Origin of the sequence: Promicromonospora sp. NPDC023987, assembly GCF_040639055.1 — a bacterium.
Classification (GTDB): Bacteria; Actinomycetota; Actinomycetes; order Actinomycetales; family Cellulomonadaceae; genus Promicromonospora.
In genome coordinates this window covers 1-21,350 of the sequence record NZ_JBEZZF010000084.1, presented here as the reverse complement: position 1 = coordinate 21,350, position 21,350 = coordinate 1, and the positions used below count along the sequence as shown (strand labels likewise).

The window sequence follows — 21,350 nt, the reverse complement described above, 5'->3', positions numbered from 1 at the left end:
CACACCGAACGAGGCCGAAGAAGCCTGGCACGCAGCGAATATCGCGGCGTAAGAATCATCGGAATCAACTGTCCGAAATTCTTAGGGCCCCTCAGACAGCACCATAGCCACGAAGACTGACCTGGGCCGTCCTGCGGACAGCGGCCCCCTTGCCGAGGGGGATCAGGCCGGGGTCAGCGTGTACTTGGTCTGGAGGTACTCGTGGATGCCCTCGGCGCCGCCCTCGCGGCCGAGCCCGGACATCTTCCAGCCGCCGAACGGCGCTGCCGCGTTGGACACGACGCCGACGTTGAGACCCATCATCAAGGTCAACTTTTCGACGATCTATCTTGACAGGGAGTGGGTGTTGGTGTTGAACCCGAATGACGAGCTGCGCCGGCTGGACGGGCAAGATCTTGATGCGGTACCGAGTCTTCTGGTTCGCCTTGTGGTGACGGCTGACGACGCGGAAGCGGTGATCGACCGTGTTCGCGAGGTCCTTCGAGCTGTGGTGCCCATGTCTGCCGAGCAGCTGGATAGAGAGGCAGAGCATCCAGCCGTTCTTCCACCATGGTTCGTTGATCGCTGCGCACCGGAGATGACGCCCGTAGAGGCGGCGAACTGGCTGGCTTGGTGGCGAGGTCTTGACCCCGAAGGCCAGGCAGGGGCAGAAGAAGAGAAAGGCTGGACGCTTCCGGACTGGCTCTACTGGATGCGGCCCGACGAGCGTCAGTGGTATTGGTGGAGCCTCTCGGTCAAGTCCGAGCGTTCGGCAACGCTTGCTGTCGCCGTTCCGGGGTTGCCTGTGCCGCTCGGCGCGCTGCGCTGGCTTCTCAAAGTCGCGGGGGCGCATTCTGTAGACCAGGTCGCCATCGAGCCACAGTGAGCTATCGCGCAGGATCGTCGGTGATGAGTATTCCGAAGCGGCAGGTCCGCGCCGTCTGCGACGCAGAGACGATCACCGGAACGTGGCTATGTCCCGGCGGCCGATTCAGTCGGCCGCCGGGACAGCCGAGGAACCGATCAGGCCGGCGTCAGCGTGTACTTGGTCTGGAGGTATTCGTGGATGCCCTCGGCGCCGCCCTCGCGGCCGAGCCCGGACATCTTCCAGCCGCCGAACGGCGCTGCTGCGTTGGACACGACGCCGACGTTGAGACCCATCATCCCCGTCTCCAGTCGTTCGATCATGCGCTGGCCGCGCGACAGGCTCTCGGTGTAGACGTACGAGACGAGCCCGTACTCGGTGTCGTTGGCCAGCGCGACGGCCTCGTCCTCGGTGTCGAAGGTGGAGATGGCGAGCACCGGGCCGAAGATCTCCTCGCTCAGGATGTCGCTGCCCGGCGTGACGCCGGTCAGGACCGTCGGCTCGAAGAAGGTGCCCGCCCCGTCGATGCGAGAACCCCCGGTGGCGAGCCGCGCGCCCCGGGACACCGCGTCCTGGACCAGGGACTCGGCCTTCGCGACGGCCTTGCCGTCGACGAGCGGACCGATGGTCACGCCCGGCTCGGTGCCCCGGCCGATCACGAAGTTGTCTACCGCCGCGGTGACCCGGCGGGCGAACTCGTCGGCGACCGAATGGTGCACGATGAAGCGGTTGGCGGCCGTGCAGGCCTGCCCGATGTTCCGGAACTTCGCCGCGAGGGCGCCCTTGACCGCCTGGTCCAGGTCGGCGTCCTCGAAGACGACGAAGGGGGCGTTGCCGCCCAGCTCCATCGAGGTGCGCAGCACACCGGGCGCTGCCTGCTCCAGCAGCTTCTGGCCCACGGGCGTCGACCCCGTGAAGGAGAGCTTGCGCAGCCGCGGGTCGGCGATGATCGGGGCTGAGACGGCGCCTGAGCTGGACGTCGTGAGCACGTTGACCACGCCGTCGGGCAGGCCGGCGTCCTGCAGGAGCCGCGCGAAGTACAGCGTGGTCAGCGGCGTCAGCGCCGCGGGCTTGATGACCACCGTGCATCCCGCCGCCAGGGCGGGAGCGATCTTGCGGGTCGCCATGGCCAGGGGGAAGTTCCACGGGGTGATGAGGAAGCAGGGCCCGACGGGGTGCTGCGTGACGATCATGCGCCCGGTTCCCTCGGGGTTGGTCCCGTAGCGGCCCGTGGCCCGCACCGCCTCCTCGGAGAACCAGCGCAGGAACTCGCCGCCGTAGGCGACCTCGCCGCGCGCCTCCGCGAGCGGCTTGCCCATCTCCAGCGTCATGAGCAGGGCGACGTCCTCCTTGTGCTCCTGCAGCAGGTCGAACGCGCGGCGCAGGATCTCGCCCCGGGCACGGGCGGGTGTGGCCGCCCACTCCGCCGCCGCGGAGACCGCGGCGTCGAGTGCTGCCGTGCCGTCGTCCGCGCCGGCGTCGGCGATGGCCTTGATGGTCTCGCCGGTCGCAGGGTCCTCGACCGTGAGCGTGGCTCCCGACGCGGCCGGACGCCACCGGCCGCCGATGAGCAGCGCGTCGGGGACGGCGGCGAGCAGGTCGGTCTCGCGGGTGTCGGTCATGCGTTCTCCTCGGTGTTCGTCGTGTCGTTCGTCGTGTTCTGTGGCAGCAGCGCCCCGGCGAAGAACTCCCGGAGCTCGTCCGTCGCGCTCAGCGGCAGCACGGTGGCCACGTACTGGTCGGGCCGGACGACGACGACGGCGCCGCCGCGGTCGATGCCGCGCTGCTCGAAGATGTCCTGTGCCGGGTCGGTCGCGTAGACCTTCTCGTAGTCGATCAGAGCTAACGGCCCGACGCGCGGTCTGAAGACGTCGGGCACGTCGGCGAACTCCACGCCGAAGTGGTCCTGCTGGTAGATCACCTTGACGTCGAGCACGGAGTCCGGGTCTGTCCCCGCGGGGGTGTGGCGCAGGAGCGGTGAGTCGGGGGAGGTGCCCAGCCACTCGGCCCAGTCCCGCAGGGCCGATGGCTCGCTGGGCGCCGCGGCGTCGGCGAACGCGTAGACGCGCCAGCGGCCGTCAGCGCGGGCGTGGTGCCCCAGGTGGGCCGGGTTGCCCTCGGCCACGCGCTCGACCGGCGCGGACTTGAACCGCTTGCCGACAGGGAACCCTGTGGCGAGCTCCTGGTGCGCCGGGTCGGTCACGATCATGGAGGGCTGGTACTGCGTCATGAACCCGCAGGGGAACTCGGCGGTCTTGACGTAGAAGTCTTCGAGGTAGGTCGGGTCGGGCAGGTCCTCCGGCGGTGTGGCCATGAGCCGCGACCATTCCCGGTCGAAGTCGATGAGGTTCTGGGCCACGACCTGCCGCTCGGCCGAGTAGGTGGCCAGCAGCGACTCCGGCGCCCGGCCGGTGAGCACGTGCGCCAGCTTCCAGGCGATGTTCCAGCCGTCCTGCATCGACACGTTCATGCCCTGGCCGGCCTTCGCGCTGTGGGTGTGGCAGGCGTCGCCGGTGAGGAACACCCGGGGCGTACGGGTACCGGTGAGGTGGTCGGGGACGTCGTCGAACCCGTCGGTCACCCGGTGGCCGACCTCGTACACGCTGTGCCAGGGCACGTCCTTCACGTCCAGCGTGTAGGGGTGGATGATCTGGTTGGCCTTCTCGATCACCTGCTCCAGGGGCGTCGCGCGGATGCGGCCGGCGTCGTCGGGCGGCACCTCGCCGAGGTCGACGTACCAGCGGGCCAGGAATCCGCCCTCGCGGGGGATGAGCAGGATGGACCCGCCGTCGTGCGACTGGATGGCGCACTTGGTGCGTACGTCGGGGAAGTCGCTCACGGCGAGCACGTCCATCACGCCCCAGGCGTGGTTGGCCCGGTCGCCGACGGCCTTGCGGCCGATCGCCTCCCGGACGGCGCTGTGCGCCCCGTCGCAGCCGACGACGTAGCGGGCCCGCACGGTGCGTTCCACACCCGCGTCCGGTCCCGTCGTGTGCCGGAGCGTCACGGTCACCGGGTGCGGGTCCTGGTCCTGGCCGGGGGCGCCGGTCCTGGTGGTCCCGTTCGTCCCGTTCGTCCCGTCGGCGACGGTGAGCCCCACGGCCTCCAGCCCGTAGTCCGGGGTGATGCGGGCGGGTCCGGTGGCGGCGACCTCGGCGAAGTAGTCGAGCACGCGCGCCTGGTTGACGATCAGGTGCGGGAACTCGCTGATCCCGTCGGCGTCGTCCGGTGGGACGGCGCCGCGGACGATGTTCGCCGGGTTCTCGGGGTCGGGCTTCCAGAACGCCATCTCCGTGATCCGGTAGGCCTCGGCGATGATCCGCTCGGCGAACCCGAACGCCTGGAAGGTCTCCACGCTGCGTGCCTGGATGCCGTCGGCCTGGCCCATCTCGAGGCGCCCGGCCCGCCGCTCGACGAGGTGGGTGCGGATGCCGGGGAACTGGGCGAGCTGTGCCGCCGCGATCATGCCGGCGGGGCCGCTGCCGATGATGAGCACGTCGACCTCGTCCGGCAGCTCGGCTGGTCGCTCGAGACCGTAGCCCTCGGCCGGCCGGACGCGCGGGTCGCCGGACACGTAACCGTGGTGGTGGAACTGCATTGTTCGTCCGTTCTGCTCGGTGGGCGTGCTGCTGCTCGGGCTCAGGCTCTGGCTCGGACCCGGGTGGGGCTCAGGCCTTGGCGAGGCCGTAGATCGGGCTGGCGGCCTGCAGCTCCTCGTGGTCGGGGCCCAGCGGGATGCCCGTACGGTCGCGCAGCATGAGCGTCGCGGCGAGCCCGATCACCGTCATGCCCGCCAGGTACATGGTGACCGCCGCCGTCGTGCCGGTCGCCTGGACGAGCGCGGTGGCGATGGTCGGTGCGAACGCGCCACCCAGGATGGATCCGATCGCGTAGGAGATCGAGACGCCCGAGAACCGGATCGACGCGGGGAACAGCTCGGCGTAGAGCGCGGCCTGCGGCCCGTAGGTGAACCCGAGGCCGACGGACAGGAAGATCAGCCCGAGCAGCAGCGAGCCGAACGTCGCACCGTTGACCAGCGGAAACAGGGCGAGCACGCCGGCGAGCTGGACCACGAAGCCGATGGCGTAGGTGGTGCGGCGGCCGAGCCGGTCGGACAGCGCGCCCGCGAACCAGGTCGACGCGAGCCACACGACTGCCGAGATGGTCACGGCCCAGAACACCGGCCCGCGGTCCAGCCCGACGGGGCCCGCCGGATCGGACGCGTAGCTCTGGATGTAGCCGCCGGTGGTCATGTAGCCGACGGCGTTGTTGCCCGCGAAGACGAGAGCGGCCACGATCACCAGTGGCGTGTGCTTGCGGAAGAGCTGGAGCAGCGGCTGGCGGGTGGTCTCCGCGCGCTCGGCGATCTCGAGGAACACGGGGCTCTCCTCGACGCTGCGGCGTACCCAGTAGCCGATGCCGATCAGGACGACGCTCAGCAGGAACGGGACGCGCCAGCCCCACGTGAGGAACGCTTCGCCGGGTGCGACGGCGTTCATGATGCCCAGCACCGCGGACGCGAGCAGGAGCCCGAGCGGGACGCCGATCTGGGGTGAGGCACCGAACAGGCCGCGGCGCTTGACCGGTGCGTGCTCGCAGGACATGAGTACGGCGCCGCCCCACTCGCCGCCGGCCGAGATGCCCTGGAGGATTCGCAGGAGGACGAGCAGGACGGGGGCTGCGACGCCGATCTGGCCGTAGGTCGGCAGCACGCCGATGAGCGCGGTCGCCAGACCCATCAGGACCAGGGTGAGCACCAGGACGACGCGTCGTCCGTACTTGTCGCCGAGGTGCCCGGCGACGAAGGCGCCGAACGGGCGGAAGAGGAAGCTGACTCCCACGGAGCCGAAGGCCAGCAGGGTCCCGAGGCTCGCACCGGCCGGTTCGAAGAAGAGCTGGCCGAAGACCAGGCCGGCCGCCGAGGCGTAGATGAAGAAGTCGTACCACTCGACCGTCGTGCCGACGACGGTGGCGAGGACGACGCGGCGCCGTTCACGGGCGGAGGGGGAGCGGGCCGCTGTGGGCCCGTCGGGGGTGAGGCGTGACATCGCATGACTCCCTTGTCATCGGGCCCGCCCTCGTCGGAAGGCCCGTCGTGTGTGTGCTCGGCCGGGGGACGACCTTGCCGTGTTCACTCAGACCATATACGATCTGAGATACGAAATGCCAGAGGTCGTCGAAGACCAGCGGAAACGACGGGCAAGGGAGCTCATGGGTACCGAAGCGCACGCCCCGACGGCACGGGAGCTGCCCCCGGCAGGGCCGCTCGCGGCACGGCCGGGCAAGATCGTCGCCGTCCACCTCGCCTACGTGTCGCGCGCAGAGCAGCGCGGCCGGCGGCCCGCCGCGCCGTCGTACTTCTTCAAGCCGGCCAGCTCGCTCGCCGCGACGGGCGGCGTGGTCGAGCGCCCCGCAGGCACGGAGCTGCTCGCGTTCGAGGGCGAGGTCGCGCTGGTCATCGGCGAGCCGGCCCGGCACGTGCCGGTCGAGCGGGCGTGGGAGCACGTCGCCGCCGTGACCGCCGCGAACGACCTCGGTGTCTACGACCTGCGCTGGGCGGACAAGGGCTCGAACGTGCGCTCCAAGGGCCGCGACGGCTACACGCCGATCGGCCCGGAGCTGCTCGACGCCCGCGTGGTCGACCCCGCCGCGCTGCGTGTGCGCACCTGGGTCAACGGTGAGCTCGTGCAGCAGGACACCACGGGCGACGACGCGCTGCTGTTCCCCTTCGCGCAGATCGTGGCCGACCTGTCGCAGCACCTCACGCTCGAGACGGGCGACGTCATCCTGACGGGCACGCCCGCCGGGTCGAGCGTCGTGGCGCCGGGCGACGTCGTCGAGGTCGAGGTGGACGCACCTACGGCGCCCGGCGCGCCGACGTCGGGCCGCCTGGTGACGACGGTGGTGCAGGGCGACGTGCCGTTCGGCGACGTCGGAGCGGGCCCGAAGATCGACGACACCCAGCGCGCCGAGGCGTGGGGGAGCCGCGAGGCCGCGGGCCTGCCGCCCGAGCCGGAGCCGTTCGTGCTCACGGCCGAGCTCGTCGACAAGCTGCGGCGGGCGCCGGTCGCCGGGTTGTCGGCCCAGCTGCGCAAGCGCGGCCTGAACAACGTGCTCATCGAGGGCGTGCGGCCGAACGCGCCAGGCGCGACGATCGTCGGCCGCGCGCGGACGCTGCGCTTCGTGCCGAACCGGGAGGACCTTTTCGTCTCGCACGGCGGCGGCTACAACGCGCAGAAGCGGCTGTTCGACGCCGTCGACGCCGGCGAGGTCATCGTCATCGAGGCTCGCGGCGAGATGGGCTCGGCGACCCTCGGCGACGTCCTCGCGCTGCGCGCGCAGGTGCGCGGCGCCGCAGGCATCGTCACCGACGGCGGCGTGCGCGACTTCGACGCCGTGGCCGCGACCGGGCTGCCCGTCTTCTCCCAGGGCGCCCACCCGGCGGTGCTCGGCCGCCGGCACGTCCCGTGGGACACCGACGTCGCCGTGGCCTGCGGCGGGGCGACGGTCCTGCCCGGCGACGTCGTCGTCGGCGACGCGGACGGCGTGGTCGTGGTCCCGCCCCACCTGGTCGAGGAGGTCGCCGACGCCACCATCGCGCAGGAGGAGCAGGACGCCTGGGTCGCACAACAGGTCGCCGCGGGCCACCCCGTCGACGGGCTCTTCCCCCCGAACGCCGAGTGGCGGGCGCGCTACGAGTCGTGGAAGACCCAGGCACACGGGGAGCCGCGATGACGACCGGAGACGTCACGGCCTCGGCCGTCGAGGTCGCGTTCGCCGGCGCCCTCAGCAAGTCCCAGCTCGCCTACGACTACCTCCGCGACCGGATCGCGCGCCACGAGCTGAGCCCCGGGTACCGCCTCGTGCTCCAGGGCATCGCGGACGAGCTCGCGATGAGCGTCGTGCCCGTGCGCGAGGCGATCCGGCGCCTGGAGGCGGAGGGCCTGGTCACCTACGAGCGCAACATCGGTGCGCGGGTCGCGATGGTCGACGAGAACGGGTACGTCGACGCCATGCAGGCCCTCGGCGTCGTCGAGGGCGCCGCCACCGGGCTCTCCGCGCGCGCGATCTCCACCGCGGACCTCCAGCGGGCGACCGAGGTGAACGACCACCTGCGCTCCCTGCTCGACCATTTCGACCCGCACGCGTTCACCGCGCTGAACCGGCAGTTCCACTCGGTGCTGTTCGAGTCCTGTCCCAACCAGCTCCTGCTCGACATGGTCCACCGCGGCTGGGCCCAGCTGTCCGGGCTGCGGGACTCCACGTTCGCGTTCGTCCCCGGCCGGGCGCACGCCTCCGTGGCCGAGCACGCCCACATCCTCGACCTGATCACCCGCGAGGCCGACCCGCTCGAGATCGAGATCGCCGCACGCAACCACCGCTGGGCGACCATGCGCGCCTTCCTGGACGCTCGCGCCGACGCAGCCCCGCCCCGTCAGACACCACACAGGGAGACACGATGACCGACCAGCCGACCCGCCACGTGCCGGCCGACCTGCCCGGCCGTATCCAGCACTACATCGGCGGCCAGTTCGTCGACTCGGCCGACGGCGCAACGTTCGACGTGCTCGAGCCGGTGACCAACGACGTCTACCTGCAGGCGGCGGCAGGCAAGAAGGCCGACGTCGACCGCGCCGTCGCCGCGGCCCGCGACGCGTTCCTGAACGGGCCATGGCCCCGGATGCTGCCGCGTGAGCGCTCGCGGATCCTCCACCGGATCGCCGACCTCGTCGAGTCCCGCGACGCGCGGCTCGCCGAGCTGGAGAGCTTCGACTCCGGCCTGCCGATCACACAGGCACTGGGCCAGGCCCGCCGGGCCGCGGAGAACTTCCGGTTCTTCGCCGATCTGGTCGTGGCGCAGTCGGACGACACCTTCAAGGTGCCCGGCCGCCAGATCAACTACGTCAACCGCAAGCCGATCGGTGTCGCCGGCCTCATCACGCCGTGGAACACGCCGTTCATGCTCGAGTCCTGGAAGCTCGGGCCGGCGCTCGCGACCGGCAACACGGTGGTACTCAAGCCCGCGGAGTTCACGCCGCTGTCGGCGTCGCTGTGGGCGGGGATCTTCGAGGAGGCGGGCCTGCCGGAGGGCGTGTTCAACCTGGTCAACGGTCTGGGTGAGGAGGCAGGCGACGCGCTGGTCAAGCACCCCGACGTCCCGTTGATCTCGTTCACGGGGGAGAGCAGCACCGGCCAGCTCATCTTCGCCAACGCCGCCCCGTACCTCAAGGGGCTGTCGATGGAGCTGGGCGGCAAGTCCCCGGCTGTCGTCTTCGCCGACGCCGACCTGGACGCCGCGATCGACGCGACGATCTTCGGGGTCTTCTCGCTCAACGGCGAGCGCTGCACCGCGGGCAGCCGCATCCTCGTCGAGCGCGCGATCTACGACGAGTTCGTGGAGCGGTACGCCGAGCAGGCCGGACGCGTGGTCGTCGGCGACCCGCAGGACCCGAGGACCGAGGTGGGCGCGCTCGTGCACCCCGAGCACTACGACAAGGTCATGTCCTACATCGAGATCGGCAGGACCGAGGGTCGGCTCGTGGCCGGCGGCGGACGTCCGGAGGGCTTCGGAGGAGGCAACTACGTGGCGCCAACGGTCTTCGCGGACGTGCCGGCGTCGGCCCGGATCTTCCAGGAGGAGATCTTCGGCCCGGTCGTGGCGATCACGCCGTTCGACACGGAGGAGGAGGCCCTCGCCCTGGCCAACGGGGTCAGGTACGGCCTTGCCGCCTACGTGTGGACCAACGACCTCAAGCGCGCGCACAACTTCTCGCAGGCGCTTGAGGCGGGCATGGTCTGGCTCAACTCGAACAACGTGCGCGACCTGCGCACGCCGTTCGGCGGGGTCAAGGCGTCCGGTCTGGGACACGAGGGCGGCTACCGCTCGATCGACTTCTACACCGACCAGCAGGCCGTGCACATCACGCTCGGCAAGGTGCACAACCCGACTTTTGGCAAGGGAGCCTGAAGATGACCCACCCGACCGGACCCGTCGTGACCAGCGAGGCGCCGATCACCGCCGCCGACCCTGTCCCGACGCCCCTGGCGCCGCCGCCGGACATCCTGCGGTGCGCGTACATGGAACTGGTGGTCACCGACCTGGCCGCCTCCCGGAACTTCTACGTCGACGTGCTCGGCCTGGTCGTCACGGAGGAGGACGAGGACGCCGTCTACCTGCGCAGCCTCGAGGAGTTCATCCACCACAACCTCGTGCTGCGCAAGGGTCCGGTGGCCGCCGTCGCCGCGTTCTCCTACCGGGTGCGCAGCCCCGAGGAGCTCGACCGCGCCGTCGCGTTCTACACCGAGCTCGGCTGCCGGGTGGAGCGCCGTGCGGACGGCTTCACCCGCGGCATCGGCGACTCGGTGCGGGTGACCGACCCGCTCGGCTTCCCCTACGAGTTCTTCTACGACGTCGACCACGTCGAGCGGCTCGCGTGGCGCTACGACCTGCACACCCCCGGCGCCCTGGTGCGGCTGGACCACTTCAACCAGGTGACCCCGGACGTGCCGCGCGCCGTGCGGTTCATGGAGGACCTCGGCTTCCGCGTCACGGAGGACATCCAGGACGGCGAGGGCACGACCTACGCCGCGTGGATGCGTCGCAAGCCGACCGTGCACGACACGGCGATGACCGGTGGTGACGGGCCGCGCATGCACCATGTCGCGTTCGCCACGCACGAGAAGCACAACATCATCGCCATCTGCGACAAGCTCGGCGCGCTGCGGCTGTCGGACCATATCGAGCGCGGCCCGGGCCGGCACGGTGTCTCCAACGCGTTCTACCTCTACCTGCGCGACCCGGACGGACACCGCGTGGAGATCTACACGCAGGACTACTACACGGGCGACCCCGACAACCCCGTGGTGACCTGGGACGTGCACGACAACCAGCGCCGCGACTGGTGGGGCAACCCGGTGGTGCCGTCCTGGTACACCGAGGCGTCGCTCGTCCTGGACCTCGACGGCAACCCGCAGCGCGTCGTCGCCCGCACGGACACCTCGGAGATGGCGGTGACCATCGGAGCGGACGGGTTCTCCTACACCCGTCCGGAGGACGACGCCGACGCGCTGCCCTCGTGGAAGCAGGGCGAGTACAAGCTGGGACACCAGCTCTGATGGGGGAGCGCATGCTGGACGACGCGACGATCACCACGATCGCCGACGAGCTGGCCCGGGCCGAGGCCGAGCGCTCGACGGTGCAGCTTCTGACGGCGCGGTACCCCGGGATGACCGTCGAGGACTCCTACGCGGTGCAGAACACCTGGCGACGGCGTGGCATCGAGGCCGGGCGCCGCCCGGTGGGCCGCAAGATCGGGCTGACGTCGAAGGTCATGCAGGCCGCCACCGGCATCACCGAGCCGGACTACGGCGCGATCTTCGCCGACATGGTCTTCGACAACGGTTCGGTCATCGAGCACTCGCGGTTCTCGAACGTGCGGATCGAGGTGGAGCTCGCCTTCGTGCTGCGCGAGGGTCTCAAGGGACCGGACGTCACGGTGTTCGACGTGCTGCGCGCCACCGAGTACGTGGTGCCGGCCCTGGAGATCCTGTCGTCGCGCATCGAGATGGCCGGGCGCACCATCGTCGACACGATCAGCGACAACGCCGCGATGGGCGGCATGGTCTACGGCGGCAACCCCGTGCAGATCGGGGAGCGCGACCTGCGCTGGGTCTCGGCGCTGCTGTACCGCAACGAGGCCATCGAGGAGTCCGGCGTCGCGGCCGCCGTCCTGAACCACCCGGCCACCGGCGTCGCGTGGCTCGCGAACAAGCTGGCCCAGCACGACGACGCGCTGCAACCCGGCGAGATCATCCTGGCCGGCTCGTTCACCCGGCCGGTCTGGGTGGAGCCGGGGGACACCGTGCTGGCCGACTACCGAGAGCTGGGGACCGTCTCGTGCCGATTCGTCTGACCCTCCCGCCCACGTTCCGCGACCGTATCGCCGACGCCGACCGCCCGCAGATGGGCATGTGGGTGTGCAGCGGCAGCCCGCTGGTGGCGGAGATCTGCGCGGGCGCAGGCCTGGACTGGCTGCTGATCGACGGCGAACACTCGCCCATCGGCCTCGAGACCACGTCCGCGCTGCTGCAGGCGGTCGCGCCGTACCCGGTCACCCCGCTGGTGCGGGCGCCGTCCGACGACGCCGTGGTGCTCAAGCAGCTCCTCGACCTGGGCGCCCAGAACGTGCTGGTGCCCATGATCGACACGGCCGAGCAGGCCCGCGCCGTCGTGTCGGCCGTGCGCTACCCGCCGCGCGGCGTCCGCGGGGTGGGCAGTGCGCTGTCCCGCGGTGCGCGCTGGAACCGGGTCGAGGGCTACATGGCCGACGCCGACCAGTACGTGTCGCTGTTCGTGCAGGTCGAGTCGGCGACCGGCGTCAAGAACGCCGCGGCCATCGCCGCCGTCGACGGCGTGGACGGCGTCTTCGTGGGGCCGTCCGACCTGGCGGCATCCCTCGGGGTGCTCGGACAGCAGACGCATCCGGACGTCACCGCAGCGGTGCGCGCGACGTTCGAGGCGGTGCGGGCCGCGGGCAAGCCCGTGGGTGTCAACGCCTTCGACCCGTCGGTAGCCCAGGCCTATCTGGATGCCGGGGCGTCCTTCGTGCTCGTCGGGGCCGACGTCGCGATGCTCGCCCGGGGTTCGGAAGCGCTGGCGGACCGCTGGATCGACGACGAGGCGGCAGGGGAGTAGCGACCTCGCTGGAGCTGGCCTCGGCTGGTGCGGTGCAGTTCGGGCGATGCGGCAGCTGGCCGGCCGGGTCGGCGTCGGCCGGTCGCACAGCACTGGTGAGGGGTGCCAGGTGGACCGAACTCCGTTCGGCCGCGGCTCCAGTTTGCGGGCTGTGCTGAATAGTTCAGCCAGGGTGAACCAGGCAGGGCTGGGCCGAACGAAGTTCAGCAGGCCCGCCGGTATCGAGCCGCCTGGGCGGTGGCCCCACTGACCGCCCCGCCGGCGTCGAACCGCAAGCTTCGGGTCGATGCGCCCGTGGAGTCGATGTCGAGCCGCAAGCTGGTCGCCGTCCGAGCGCCAAGTGTCGAGCCGCAAGTTGGTTGTTGTTCGGGCTGGCGCGGAGTGTCGAGCCGCAAGTTGGTTGTTGTTCGGGCTGGCGCCGAGCGTCGAAACGCAAGCTGGCCGTTGCGCTCGACGTCGATCCGCAAAGCACGCGTCGACCTTGGCTGTTCTGCACCTGCAAGTTGCGGCTCGGCCCTGGTAGACACGCCCGGCTTGCGGTTCGGCCCGTCTGGTCGGCTGGGGGCTCGGGACTTGCGGCTCGGCCCTCAAACGGCGGCCAACTTGCGGCTCGACACCGGCTAGTCAGCAGGCCCGGTCGTTCAGGAAACCGGAACTTCGGGAGGCCGGAACTTCAGCAGGCCGGAACTTCAGCAGGCCCGGCCACTCAGCAGGCCGGGCGGGTGGCGCCGCACATCAGACCGACCTCCGGAGAGCCGTCCGGGGCCGGGCTGCCGCGACCTGCGGCCGCCGCAACCTATCGGCCGCCGCGACCCATCAGCCCTCGCGACCTACCGGTCGAGGACCGTCAGCGCGAGCAGCTGCTTGCGGAGTCGCTCCAGCTCCTCCGGCGCGGGCTCCATGCCCCAGACCGGCTGGGCACTGGCGCCGTCCGCCGCGGCGAGGACAAGCAGCAGGACATCCTCCGGCAGGCCGTCCGCCCGCAGGTCCTGCTGCCAGCGCAGGGCGTCGGCGCGGGCGAGGTCGGTGACCGCGTCGACGGTCGACAGGTGTGCGATCACCACCAGCGCGTCACGAGTGGCCGCGGCGTCCAGCGCGCCGTCGATCGACACGCGCACATAGGCACGCACCAGGCGTCCCGGAGCGTCGTCGTCCGGGTCGACGGCGGCGAGCACCGCCATCCTGAACCGTTCGAGCCAGTCGTGCGCCATCGCCAGGAGCAGCTCCTGCTTGCTCGCGAAGTGGTAGAGCAGTCCGCCCTTGGACACCCCCGCACGGCGTGCGACGTCGTCGAGGGTGGCCGAGATCCCGCGCTCATGGACCAGCTGACCCGCTGCGTCCAGGAGCGCGGAACGCGTCTGCTCCGGGTCTCTGCCCGCCGTACGGCCCACTGTCCACCACCTCCACCTTTGGCACGCCACTCTAGGGCCCGCAGAATGAAACTGTACCGGCTGGACGGTACAGTTGTCTGGTGACCGCTCCTCCTCCCGTCCTCTCCACGCGCCGCCGGTGGGCCGCGCTCGCCGTCCTCGTGCTGGCGGTCGGCCTGCTCGCGATCGACGGAACCGTCCTCTACCTGGCGGTTCCGTCGCTGACGCGCGACCTCGCGGCCACCGCCACCCAGGTGCTGTGGATCGGGGACATCTACTCGCTGGCCATCGCCGGCCTGCTCGTCGCGATGGGCACGCTCGCCGACCGCGTCGGCCGCAAGCGGCTCCTGCTGATCGGTGCGACGGCGTTCGGCGCGGCCTCGGCCCTGGCGGCGTTCGCGCCGAGCGCCGAGGTTCTGATCGCCGCCCGGCTGCTGCTCGGCGTGGCGGGAGCGACGATCATGCCGTCGACGCTGTCCCTCATCCGGACGCTGTTCCCGGACGCTCGCGAGCGCAGCCGCGCCATCGCCGTGTGGTCGGCGGCGGCCGGTGGTGGCGCCGCGGTGGGGCCGCTGGTCGGCGGCGCGCTGCTCGAGCACTTCTGGTGGGGCTCGGTCTTTCTCGTGAACATCCCGGTGGTCGTCGTGCTGGTGATCGCGGGCGCCGTGCTGCTGCCGGAGGCGAAGGACCCGGACCCGGGGCGCCTCGACGTCCTGTCGGTGGTGCTCTCCTTCGCCGCCGTGATGCCGCTGGTCTGGTCCATCAAGCACGCGGCCGCCGAAGGTGTGGACCTGCTCGCGGTCGGGGTGCTCGCGCTGGCCGTGCTCGCCGGGATCGGCTTCGTCCGACGGCAGGCCCGCCTGGTCGCCGACGGCCGGGGTCCGCTGCTCGACATCGGGCTGTTCCGGATCCCGGCGTTCAGCGGTGCGGTGGCCGCGAACCTGATCGCGATCTTCGCGCTCACCGGCATGCTGTTCTTCTTCTCGCAGTACCTGCAGCTCGTGCGTGGGTACTCCCCGCTGGTCGCCGGCATCGCCGAGCTCCCGGCGACCATCGCCTCCATCGTGGTGGTCGTGGTGGTCGGCTGGTCGATCACACGGTTCGGACGTGGCCCCGCCATCGCGCTCGGTCTCGGGGTCACGGCGCTCGGGATGCTGGCCATCGCGGCGGCCGAGGGCGCCGACCACTACGTGTGGCTCGCGCTCGCCCTGGTCCCGGCCGGGCTCGGCGTCGGACTGGCGATGACCCTGACCACCGACGCCGTCGTCTCCGCGGTGCCGCCGGCCAAGGCGGGTGGCGCGTCGGCGATCTCCGAGACTGCGTACGAGCTGGGCGTAGCGCTCGGTGTCGCGGTGCTCGGCTCGCTGGTCACGCTCGGTTACCAGGCGCGCATCGCGCTGCCCGCCGACGTCTCGGCGGACGTACGCACCCAGGCCGGCGACTCGCTCGCCTCGGCGGTGGCGGTCGCCGGCGACCGGGCGGACGTGCTGGAGGCGGCACAGGAGGCGTTCGTCGCCGCCCTGCAGGTTGCGTGCGTCGTCGCGGCGGTGCTGACCGCGATCGCCGCGGTCGTCGCCTGGCGGCTCATCCCGAACGAGGGCAAGCGCGCCCGGTGACACCCGTGCCCTTTGGGTCAGGGCTGGGGTTGGGAACCGTGGCTTGCGATGGTCCGCCGGCCTCAGGCGCCCGCTGCCACGACTCGTCTCCCGGGTGTGCGGCGGTGCCTGCCGCCGTGGTGGTCGTCGGTGGCAAGACGGCGGCCGAGGCCCCGGAGCGCCCAGGAGGTCTCGCGGACATCGATGAACGCGCGCGTGCACTCGGCGCAGCCGTCCAGGTGGGCCTCGACGCGGCGCCGACGGCTGGGGAGCAGGCTCCGCGTCAGGTAGTCGTGCAGGGCGGCTCGGGTCGTGCGGCACAGCGGGCGGTCGAGGGCTCGGCCGGGTGTGGTCGCGGGCGTTCCAGCGCTATCGGTCGGCCCGGTGCGCCCAGAGGGCACGGACGGTCGGGCTGCGCCCAGCCCGGCCACGCCCAGCCCGGCCAGGGTCGAACGGAGCTCGGCGACGCCGGTCCGGCGGTCCGCGTCCTGCGCGGTGCGCCGGTCGACGGCCCGGAGGTCACCAGTGCTGATCACGCGAACCCATCCCTCTCTGCGCATGGTGGCCCAGTCGCTGGGTAACAGTTTCACTACGAGTGGGGAGCCGCGGAACGCGGGTGTGATACGTCCGGCGCCCGGAAGTGCGGCCGAGGCATCGACAGGGAAACGCGTAAGTAGTAACTTACGTATCATGGAAACAACGACCGCCGACCCGTGGCATGCGCTCGCCGATCCGACGCGCCGCAAGGTCTTCGCTCGCGTCGCACGGGGGCGGTGCTCGGTGACCGAGATCGCGCGGGACCTGCCGGTCAGCCGGCCGGCCGTGTCCCAGCACCTCCGGGTGCTGCTCGACGCGCACCTGGTCGACGTGCACCAGCAGGGCCGTGAGCGTCTCTACCAGCCTCGTCTCAGCGGTCTCGAAGGGCTCCGGCGGGAGCTGGAGTCCTACTGGAGTCAAACCCTGTCCACCTTCAAGAGCGTGGCCGAACAGAGCTATGAGCCGACCACCTCGTCACCGGAAGGAACGTCTCGATGAGCACCACGTCGCAGGACCAGACCCGACTGCAGGTCGACATCACCGTCGACGTCCCGGTGGAGCACGCCTTCCGCGTGTTCACCGAACACTTCGACGAGATCAAGCCCCGCGAGCACAACCTCCTGTCCGTGCCGATCGAACGCACGGTCCTGGAGCCACGCGCTGGCGGCACCATCTACGACGTCGGCCTGGACGGCAGCACCTGCACCTGGGCGCGCGTCCTCGTGCACGAGCCGCCCCACCGCCTCGTCATCACCTGGGACATCAGCCCCCGGTGGCAGGTGGAGCCGGACCCCGACCGCACCAGCGAGGTCGAGGTGCGGTTCATCGCCGAGGCGCCGGAGCGGACCAGGGTCGTGCTGGAGCACCGCCATCTCGACCGGCACGGCGCGGGCTGGGAGGGCTTCACGAGCCTCGCCGCTGGTGGCGGCTGGCCGCTCTACCTCGAGCGCTACCGCGCCGTGGCGCAGCGGTACGCCACGAGCGACTGATCCGCCCGGCGTCGGACCGGCGCGCGCCCCGGCGTCCGCCCAGATGCGGCTGGACCGGGCCGACCTCACGCTGGGAGGGGCCGACGACGTCGAAGCACCGGGGAGCCGCCACGATGGATGCCGAGGACGGCCGCGTTACCGTCGTGGTCGCGAGCCAGAACCGCCGGGCCGACCTGCTCGCTTCGCTGCCCGTCCATCGAGCGCCGGTGATCCTGGTGGACAACGCCTCGACCGACGGCAGCGCCGACGCCGTCGCGGCGGCATGTCCCGAGGTGCGGATCATCCGCCTGCCGCGCAACGTCGGCGCCGTGGCCCGCACGGTAGGGGTCCGGGCCGCGACCACGCCGTTCGTCGCCTTCGCCGACGACGACTCGTGGTGGGCGCCGGGCTCCTTGCACCAGGCCGCCGACGCGCTCGCCGACCACCGTCGGCTCGGCCTCGTCTGCGCCAGGATCCTCGTCGGGCCGGAGGAGCGCACCGACTCGGTGAGCGAGCTGATGGCGGCGTCGCCCCTGCCGCAGGACGCCTCCGTGCCCGGTTCGGCCCTCCTCGGCTTCGTGGCCTGCGCCGCGATGGTCCGCCGGAGCGCGTTCCTCGCCGCGGGCGGGTTCGACCCCGTCGTGCGGTTCCCCGGCGAGGAGGAGCGGCTGGCGCTCGACCTCGCGGCAGCGGGCTGGGCGATGTCCTACGTCAAGGACGTCGTGGTGCACCACCACCCGTCGCCGAGCCGGCAGCCGCCGAGCAGACGGCAGTTCGGGATCGCCCGGGCCGCGACGCTCACCGCGCTGATGCGTCTGCCGTGGCGAGACGCCGTCGGCGAGCTCCGCGGCGTGGCGGCGCAGAGCTCCAGCCACCGGTCTGGCGTGGTCCGGGGCCTGCGGGAGGCGCCCGCCGCGCTCCGCCGGCGTCGGCCCGTACCGGCTGAGGTGGCCGCGATGCGGAGGCTCCTGGTGCGGTGGTGAGACGGCGCGGTGGTGAGACACCGCGGTCGTGGCGCGGTGGGCGGACCAGAGCTCAGCGAAGCCTGCGGAAGAACCCGCGGATGTCGTCGATCAGCAGGTCCGGTGCATCGTGCGCCGCGAAGTGGGAACCCGTGTCGTAGACGTTCCACGACACGATGTTCTTGTGGTCGCGCTCGGCGAACGCACGGATCGAGTGGAAGTCCCAGGCGAAGTTCGCCAGCCCGAGCGGCACGGTGGTGGGCTCGGTCGGCTTGTCCGTCGCGTGGAAGTCCTCGTAGTAGAACCGGGCCGACGACGCCGCCGTGTTGGTCAGCCAGTAGATCGTCGTGTTGGTCAGCACGTAGTCGGGGTCGAGGTTCGGGCCGAGCAGCTGCGCGTTCCAGCCGAGCTGCCCCACCGGCGAGTCGGCCAGGGCGTGTGCGAGCGTCTGCGGCGCGGTGGACTGCAGCTTGTCGTACGCGCCGCCGTTCTCCAGCCACCATCCCAGGAACTCGACGTTCTTCTGGTCCTCCGGCGACAGGTCCTCGAGCTCGGCCGGGTCGCCGGAGGTGAACGAGAAGACCTGGGTGACGTGCACCCCGATCACGTGCTCGGGATCGTAGCGCCCGACCTCTGGTGAGATGAGGGAACCGCCGTCGTTGCCGTGCGCGCCGTACCGCTCGTAGCCCAGGCGGCTCATCAGCTCGGCCCACGCCTTCGCCGTCCGATACCGGTTCCAGCCGCGCTCGGTGGTGTGGCCGGAGAAGCCGAAGCCGGGCACCGACGGGATCACCAGGTGGAACGCGTCGGCAGGGTCGCCGCCGTGGCCCCGGGGGTCGCTCAGGCGGTCGATCACGTCCAGGTACTCCACCACGGTCGTCGGCCAGCCGTGCGTGAGCAGGAGGGGCGTCGCGTCCGGCTCGGGGGAGCGGACGTGCATGAAGTGCACGTTCTGCCCGTCGATCGTCGTGCTGAACTGCGGGTACTGGTTGAGCCTCGCCTCCCAGGAACGCCAGTCGTACTCCTCGCGCCAGCGCCGGACGAGGCCCTGCAGGTACTCGAGCGAGACGCCGTAGTCGGCGCCGCCGTCGGGCAGCTCGTTGGTCCAGCGCACGCGGGAGAGCCGCTGGTCGAGGTCGTCGAGGTCGGCCTGGGGGATGTCGATGCGGTACTCGTTGATGTCCATGTGACCACTCTGGCGGTCCATTAGGAAGGTTTGCTTCCTCATGGCGTGCCAGTCTTGGATCATGTTGGAAACCTCGGCGCGCCTCCTGCGCCTGCTCTCCCTGCTGCAGCTCCCGCGTGACTGGACCGGCACGGAGCTGGCCGAGCGGCTCGGCGTGAGCGGGCGGACCGTGCGCACGGACGTCCAGCGCCTGCGTGACCTCGGCTACCCGGTGGCGGCCACACGCGGCAACGTCGGCGGCTACCGCCTCGGCGCGGGCGCGGAGCTTCCGCCGCTGCTGCTCGACGACGACGAGGCGGTGGCGGTCACCGTGGGCCTCCGCACGGCGACGGGCGGGGCCGTGTCGGGGATCGAGGAGGCGTCGCTGCGGGCGCTGGCCAAGCTCGAACAGGTGCTGCCGTCCCGGCTGCGGCGCCGGGTGAGCGCACTGCAGACCTACACGGTGCCGGTACCCCGGGACGACAACGGGCCCACCGTCGACCCGGAGATCCTGACGACGCTCGCCGCCGTCTGCCGCGACCGCGAGCGGCTCCGGTTCGACTACGCCGACCACACGGGCGCGGGCACCGTCCGCGAGGTCGAGCCGTACCGGCTGGTCAGCTGGGGCCGTCGCTGGTACCTCTTCGCGTGGGACCTGGACCGTGACGACTGGCGGACCTTCCGCGTCGACCGGATGCGGCCGCGCGTCCCGACGGGCCCGCGGTTCGGTCCGCGCGAGCTGCCCGACGACGTCGCCGCATACGTGTCGAGCCGGGTGTCGGCCGCCGCCTGGCGGTACCGGGCGCGGGTCACCGTGCACGCCCCGGCCGAGGTGGTGGGGGAGCGCATCAGCCCGGCGGTGGGCGTCGTCGAACGCGTCGACGAGCACACGTGCGTGCTGGACACCGGCGCCGACACGGTGGAGACGCTCGGTGTCTACCTGGGGCTGCTCGACGCGGACTTCGACGTCACCGGCCCGCCGGAGCTCGTCGCGCACCTCCGCCGGCTGACCGCGCGCTACGCGCGGTCGACGCCCGCTCCCGCCCGTTGAGTGCTGGCTTTTCGCCCTTCTGAAGCATGGAAAGGGGCGAATATCCAGCACTCAACGGGCGGGGCGGGGCGGGGCGCGTCAGAGGGTGCCGCCGGCTGCCTTCGGGGCGTCCGCCGAGACTCCCGCGTCGCCGATCGTCTCGCGCGCGACGTAGTTCTCCAGGTCGAACAGGTTGTCGCCGGCGCGCTTGGCCACTGTGACGAGCGTGGTCGCGGAGGCGACCTCCTCGACCTGCTCCTCGAGGAACCACATCAGGAACTGCTCGCCCAGGGCGTCGCCCTCGTCTCGGGCGGCCCGGAAGATCGCCTCGATCTGCCGGGTGACCTGCTGCTCCTGGTCGAGAGCGAGCTGGAGCGGCTCAATGACGTCGGCGAAGTCGTTGCGCACCTCGGGAGTGGCGGGGATCTTGACGGGCAGCGACCGGTCGAGGTGGTACTGGACGATCATCATCCCGTGGTTGCGCTCCTCGAGCGCCTGCCGGTAGAAGTGCGCGGCGAGCTGCGGCAGGTCGTGGCTGTCGAACCAGACAGCGATCGCCATGTACTGCAGGTGCGCCGCCAGCTCGTGGCCCACCTGCTCGCCCAGCAGCCGCAGATACTGGGAGTTCTCCGAGGTCGTCGTCATGCGCTCACGCTACCGCTCCGGGTCCGAGCGCACCGGCCGTGTCGGAGCGCACCGGCGTGCGCCCGAGAGGACCGGCCGCGTCAGAGCGGCGTCGGCTCGCCCAGCAGCACCAGCCCGCGCGGGAACTGGCCGTCCGTCACCTCCTGGACACGTCGGCGCGCCTCGTCGGCGCTCCCGGCGTGCAGGCGCAGCTCCCTCGTGGTCGGACCCGGGTCCGGCCGTCCTGAGTCGCCGGGGGAGTCCAGGCCCGGGTCGTCGACCATCCGGGCCTGCAGGCCGGCGGCACGCAACGCGTCGACGAACGACGCGGTGTCTCGCTTGGCCGTGTCCAGATCAGGGAAGGTCACGGGAATGAGGTAGTTCTCCATCGGTGTCTCCACGTCCTGACGCGTCCGATCGGTCTGCGGCGTCAGTCCAGGCAATGGCCGGTGGACCCCGCTCGCTGTCCGCCCGGACACCACGACCTTCACGTGGTAGTCCCGGCCCGTCTCCAGGGAGTGCCCCTCGACCGCCGCCACCTCGTTCGCCGAGCTGTTGTC

Annotated in this window: 20 protein-coding genes and 1 pseudogene; 12 read left to right on the top strand and 9 right to left on the bottom strand. The window is 71.3% G+C overall.

Annotated elements, in window-relative coordinates; genetic code table 11:
• Positions 1-162 precede the first annotated feature (162 nt).
• Positions 163-336, bottom strand: a pseudogene (locus AB0F40_RS24585) (aldehyde dehydrogenase family protein); the annotation flags it as partial.
• Here AB0F40_RS24585 and AB0F40_RS24580 point away from each other — a divergent pair.
• Entirely contained in the window at positions 290-865 is a 576-nt protein-coding gene (locus AB0F40_RS24580; RefSeq protein WP_357474059.1) for a hypothetical protein, read from the top strand. The pseudogene AB0F40_RS24585 and the gene AB0F40_RS24580 sit on opposite strands and share 47 nt — an antisense overlap.
• Positions 866-1,002: 137 nt before the next feature.
• Here AB0F40_RS24580 and AB0F40_RS24575 read toward each other — a convergent pair whose 3' ends face one another.
• From AB0F40_RS24575 to AB0F40_RS24565, 3 genes are all read right to left on the bottom strand, one after another.
• The gene (locus tag AB0F40_RS24575) at positions 1,003-2,466 is read right to left on the bottom strand and encodes an NAD-dependent succinate-semialdehyde dehydrogenase (RefSeq protein ID WP_357474053.1); all 1,464 of its coding nucleotides are present in this window, start codon (positions 2,464-2,466) and stop codon (positions 1,003-1,005) included.
• A complete protein-coding gene (locus AB0F40_RS24570) occupies positions 2,463-4,442 on the bottom strand; it encodes an FAD-binding monooxygenase (RefSeq protein ID WP_357474050.1) in 1,980 nt (659 codons plus the stop codon). Before AB0F40_RS24570 ends, AB0F40_RS24575 begins: the two co-directional genes overlap by 4 nt.
• Before the next feature lie 70 nt (positions 4,443-4,512).
• Entirely contained in the window at positions 4,513-5,892 is a 1,380-nt protein-coding gene (locus AB0F40_RS24565; protein ID WP_357474047.1) for an MFS transporter, read from the bottom strand.
• 163 nt (positions 5,893-6,055) lie between these two features.
• Here AB0F40_RS24565 and AB0F40_RS24560 point away from each other — a divergent pair, with 163 nt between their 5' ends.
• From AB0F40_RS24560 to AB0F40_RS24535, 6 genes are read left to right on the top strand one after another with little or no spacing between them, the layout of a single operon-like run.
• Positions 6,056-7,579: a fumarylacetoacetate hydrolase family protein gene (locus tag AB0F40_RS24560; RefSeq protein ID WP_357474044.1), complete on the top strand. Its 1,524-nt coding sequence runs from the start codon at positions 6,056-6,058 to the stop codon at positions 7,577-7,579.
• A complete protein-coding gene (locus tag AB0F40_RS24555) occupies positions 7,576-8,307 on the top strand; it encodes a GntR family transcriptional regulator (RefSeq protein ID WP_357474041.1) in 732 nt (243 codons plus the stop codon). The genes AB0F40_RS24560 and AB0F40_RS24555 overlap by 4 nt, the downstream gene beginning before the upstream one ends.
• Positions 8,304-9,812 (top strand): 5-carboxymethyl-2-hydroxymuconate semialdehyde dehydrogenase, encoded by a 1,509-nt coding sequence (hpaE, locus tag AB0F40_RS24550; RefSeq protein ID WP_357474038.1) that lies wholly within the window; start codon positions 8,304-8,306, stop codon positions 9,810-9,812. Before AB0F40_RS24555 ends, hpaE begins: the two co-directional genes overlap by 4 nt.
• 2 nt (positions 9,813-9,814) lie before the next feature.
• On the top strand, positions 9,815-10,960 hold the full coding sequence (gene hpaD, locus AB0F40_RS24545; protein WP_357474035.1) for a 3,4-dihydroxyphenylacetate 2,3-dioxygenase: 1,146 nt from the start codon (positions 9,815-9,817) through the stop codon (positions 10,958-10,960).
• Between the two features lie 11 nt (positions 10,961-10,971).
• Positions 10,972-11,757, top strand: a complete 786-nt coding sequence (hpaH, locus tag AB0F40_RS24540; protein WP_357474056.1) for a 2-oxo-hept-4-ene-1,7-dioate hydratase — start codon at positions 10,972-10,974, stop codon at positions 11,755-11,757.
• Positions 11,742-12,539: an HpcH/HpaI aldolase/citrate lyase family protein gene (locus AB0F40_RS24535; protein WP_357474032.1), complete on the top strand. Its 798-nt coding sequence runs from the start codon at positions 11,742-11,744 to the stop codon at positions 12,537-12,539. The genes hpaH and AB0F40_RS24535 overlap by 16 nt, the downstream gene beginning before the upstream one ends.
• Before the next feature lie 830 nt (positions 12,540-13,369).
• On the opposite strand, the gene AB0F40_RS24530 is transcribed toward AB0F40_RS24535, so the two are convergent.
• Positions 13,370-13,930: a TetR/AcrR family transcriptional regulator gene (locus AB0F40_RS24530; RefSeq protein ID WP_357474029.1), complete on the bottom strand. Its 561-nt coding sequence runs from the start codon at positions 13,928-13,930 to the stop codon at positions 13,370-13,372.
• A gap of 80 nt (positions 13,931-14,010) precedes the next feature.
• Between AB0F40_RS24530 and AB0F40_RS24525 the strand changes: the two genes are divergently transcribed.
• On the top strand, positions 14,011-15,525 hold the full coding sequence (locus AB0F40_RS24525) for an MFS transporter (protein WP_357474027.1): 1,515 nt from the start codon (positions 14,011-14,013) through the stop codon (positions 15,523-15,525).
• 62 nt (positions 15,526-15,587) lie between these two features.
• On the opposite strand, the gene AB0F40_RS24520 is transcribed toward AB0F40_RS24525, so the two are convergent.
• Positions 15,588-16,040 (bottom strand): zf-HC2 domain-containing protein, encoded by a 453-nt coding sequence (locus AB0F40_RS24520; RefSeq protein ID WP_357474024.1) that lies wholly within the window; start codon positions 16,038-16,040, stop codon positions 15,588-15,590.
• Between the two features lie 154 nt (positions 16,041-16,194).
• Here AB0F40_RS24520 and AB0F40_RS24515 point away from each other — a divergent pair, with 154 nt between their 5' ends.
• From AB0F40_RS24515 to AB0F40_RS24505, 3 genes are all read left to right on the top strand, one after another.
• Positions 16,195-16,539, top strand: a complete 345-nt coding sequence (locus AB0F40_RS24515; RefSeq protein WP_357474021.1) for a metalloregulator ArsR/SmtB family transcription factor — start codon at positions 16,195-16,197, stop codon at positions 16,537-16,539.
• Positions 16,536-17,030 carry an SRPBCC family protein gene (locus tag AB0F40_RS24510; protein WP_357474018.1) on the top strand — a complete coding sequence of 165 codons (495 nt, stop codon included), beginning with the start codon at positions 16,536-16,538 and terminating at the stop codon, positions 17,028-17,030. The genes AB0F40_RS24515 and AB0F40_RS24510 overlap by 4 nt, the downstream gene beginning before the upstream one ends.
• Positions 17,031-17,143: 113 nt before the next feature.
• A complete protein-coding gene (locus AB0F40_RS24505; protein WP_357474015.1) occupies positions 17,144-17,992 on the top strand; it encodes a glycosyltransferase in 849 nt (282 codons plus the stop codon).
• Positions 17,993-18,044: 52 nt separating this feature from the next.
• On the opposite strand, the gene AB0F40_RS24500 is transcribed toward AB0F40_RS24505, so the two are convergent.
• On the bottom strand, positions 18,045-19,157 hold the full coding sequence (locus AB0F40_RS24500) for an epoxide hydrolase family protein (protein WP_357474012.1): 1,113 nt from the start codon (positions 19,155-19,157) through the stop codon (positions 18,045-18,047).
• Between the two features lie 61 nt (positions 19,158-19,218).
• Here AB0F40_RS24500 and AB0F40_RS24495 point away from each other — a divergent pair, with 61 nt between their 5' ends.
• Positions 19,219-20,187, top strand: a complete 969-nt coding sequence (locus AB0F40_RS24495) for a YafY family protein (protein WP_357474009.1) — start codon at positions 19,219-19,221, stop codon at positions 20,185-20,187.
• A gap of 78 nt (positions 20,188-20,265) precedes the next feature.
• Here AB0F40_RS24495 and AB0F40_RS24490 read toward each other — a convergent pair whose 3' ends face one another.
• Complete coding sequence (locus tag AB0F40_RS24490; protein ID WP_357474006.1) at positions 20,266-20,811, bottom strand: ferritin; 546 nt, start codon at positions 20,809-20,811, stop codon at positions 20,266-20,268.
• An 80-nt stretch (positions 20,812-20,891) separates the two neighbouring features.
• A partial coding sequence (locus AB0F40_RS24485) for a hypothetical protein (protein ID WP_357474003.1) occupies positions 20,892-21,350 on the bottom strand: 459 nt, incomplete at its 5' end.

Coding starts and splice junctions, on each gene's coding strand:
- AB0F40_RS24575 (WP_357474053.1), bottom strand. CDS start 2,466: ATGACCGACACCCGCGAGACCGACCTGCTCGCCGCCGTCCCCGACGCG.
- AB0F40_RS24570 (WP_357474050.1), bottom strand. CDS start 4,442: ATGCAGTTCCACCACCACGGTTACGTGTCCGGCGACCCGCGCGTCCGG.
- AB0F40_RS24565 (WP_357474047.1), bottom strand. CDS start 5,892: ATGTCACGCCTCACCCCCGACGGGCCCACAGCGGCCCGCTCCCCCTCC.
- AB0F40_RS24560 (WP_357474044.1), top strand. CDS start 6,056: ATGGGTACCGAAGCGCACGCCCCGACGGCACGGGAGCTGCCCCCGGCA.
- AB0F40_RS24555 (WP_357474041.1), top strand. CDS start 7,576: ATGACGACCGGAGACGTCACGGCCTCGGCCGTCGAGGTCGCGTTCGCC.
- hpaE (WP_357474038.1), top strand. CDS start 8,304: ATGACCGACCAGCCGACCCGCCACGTGCCGGCCGACCTGCCCGGCCGT.
- hpaD (WP_357474035.1), top strand. CDS start 9,815: ATGACCCACCCGACCGGACCCGTCGTGACCAGCGAGGCGCCGATCACC.
- hpaH (WP_357474056.1), top strand. CDS start 10,972: ATGCTGGACGACGCGACGATCACCACGATCGCCGACGAGCTGGCCCGG.
- AB0F40_RS24515 (WP_357474021.1), top strand. CDS start 16,195: ATGGAAACAACGACCGCCGACCCGTGGCATGCGCTCGCCGATCCGACG.
- AB0F40_RS24510 (WP_357474018.1), top strand. CDS start 16,536: ATGAGCACCACGTCGCAGGACCAGACCCGACTGCAGGTCGACATCACC.
- AB0F40_RS24505 (WP_357474015.1), top strand. CDS start 17,144: ATGGATGCCGAGGACGGCCGCGTTACCGTCGTGGTCGCGAGCCAGAAC.
- AB0F40_RS24500 (WP_357474012.1), bottom strand. CDS start 19,157: ATGGACATCAACGAGTACCGCATCGACATCCCCCAGGCCGACCTCGAC.
- AB0F40_RS24495 (WP_357474009.1), top strand. CDS start 19,219: ATGTTGGAAACCTCGGCGCGCCTCCTGCGCCTGCTCTCCCTGCTGCAG.
- AB0F40_RS24490 (WP_357474006.1), bottom strand. CDS start 20,811: ATGACGACGACCTCGGAGAACTCCCAGTATCTGCGGCTGCTGGGCGAG.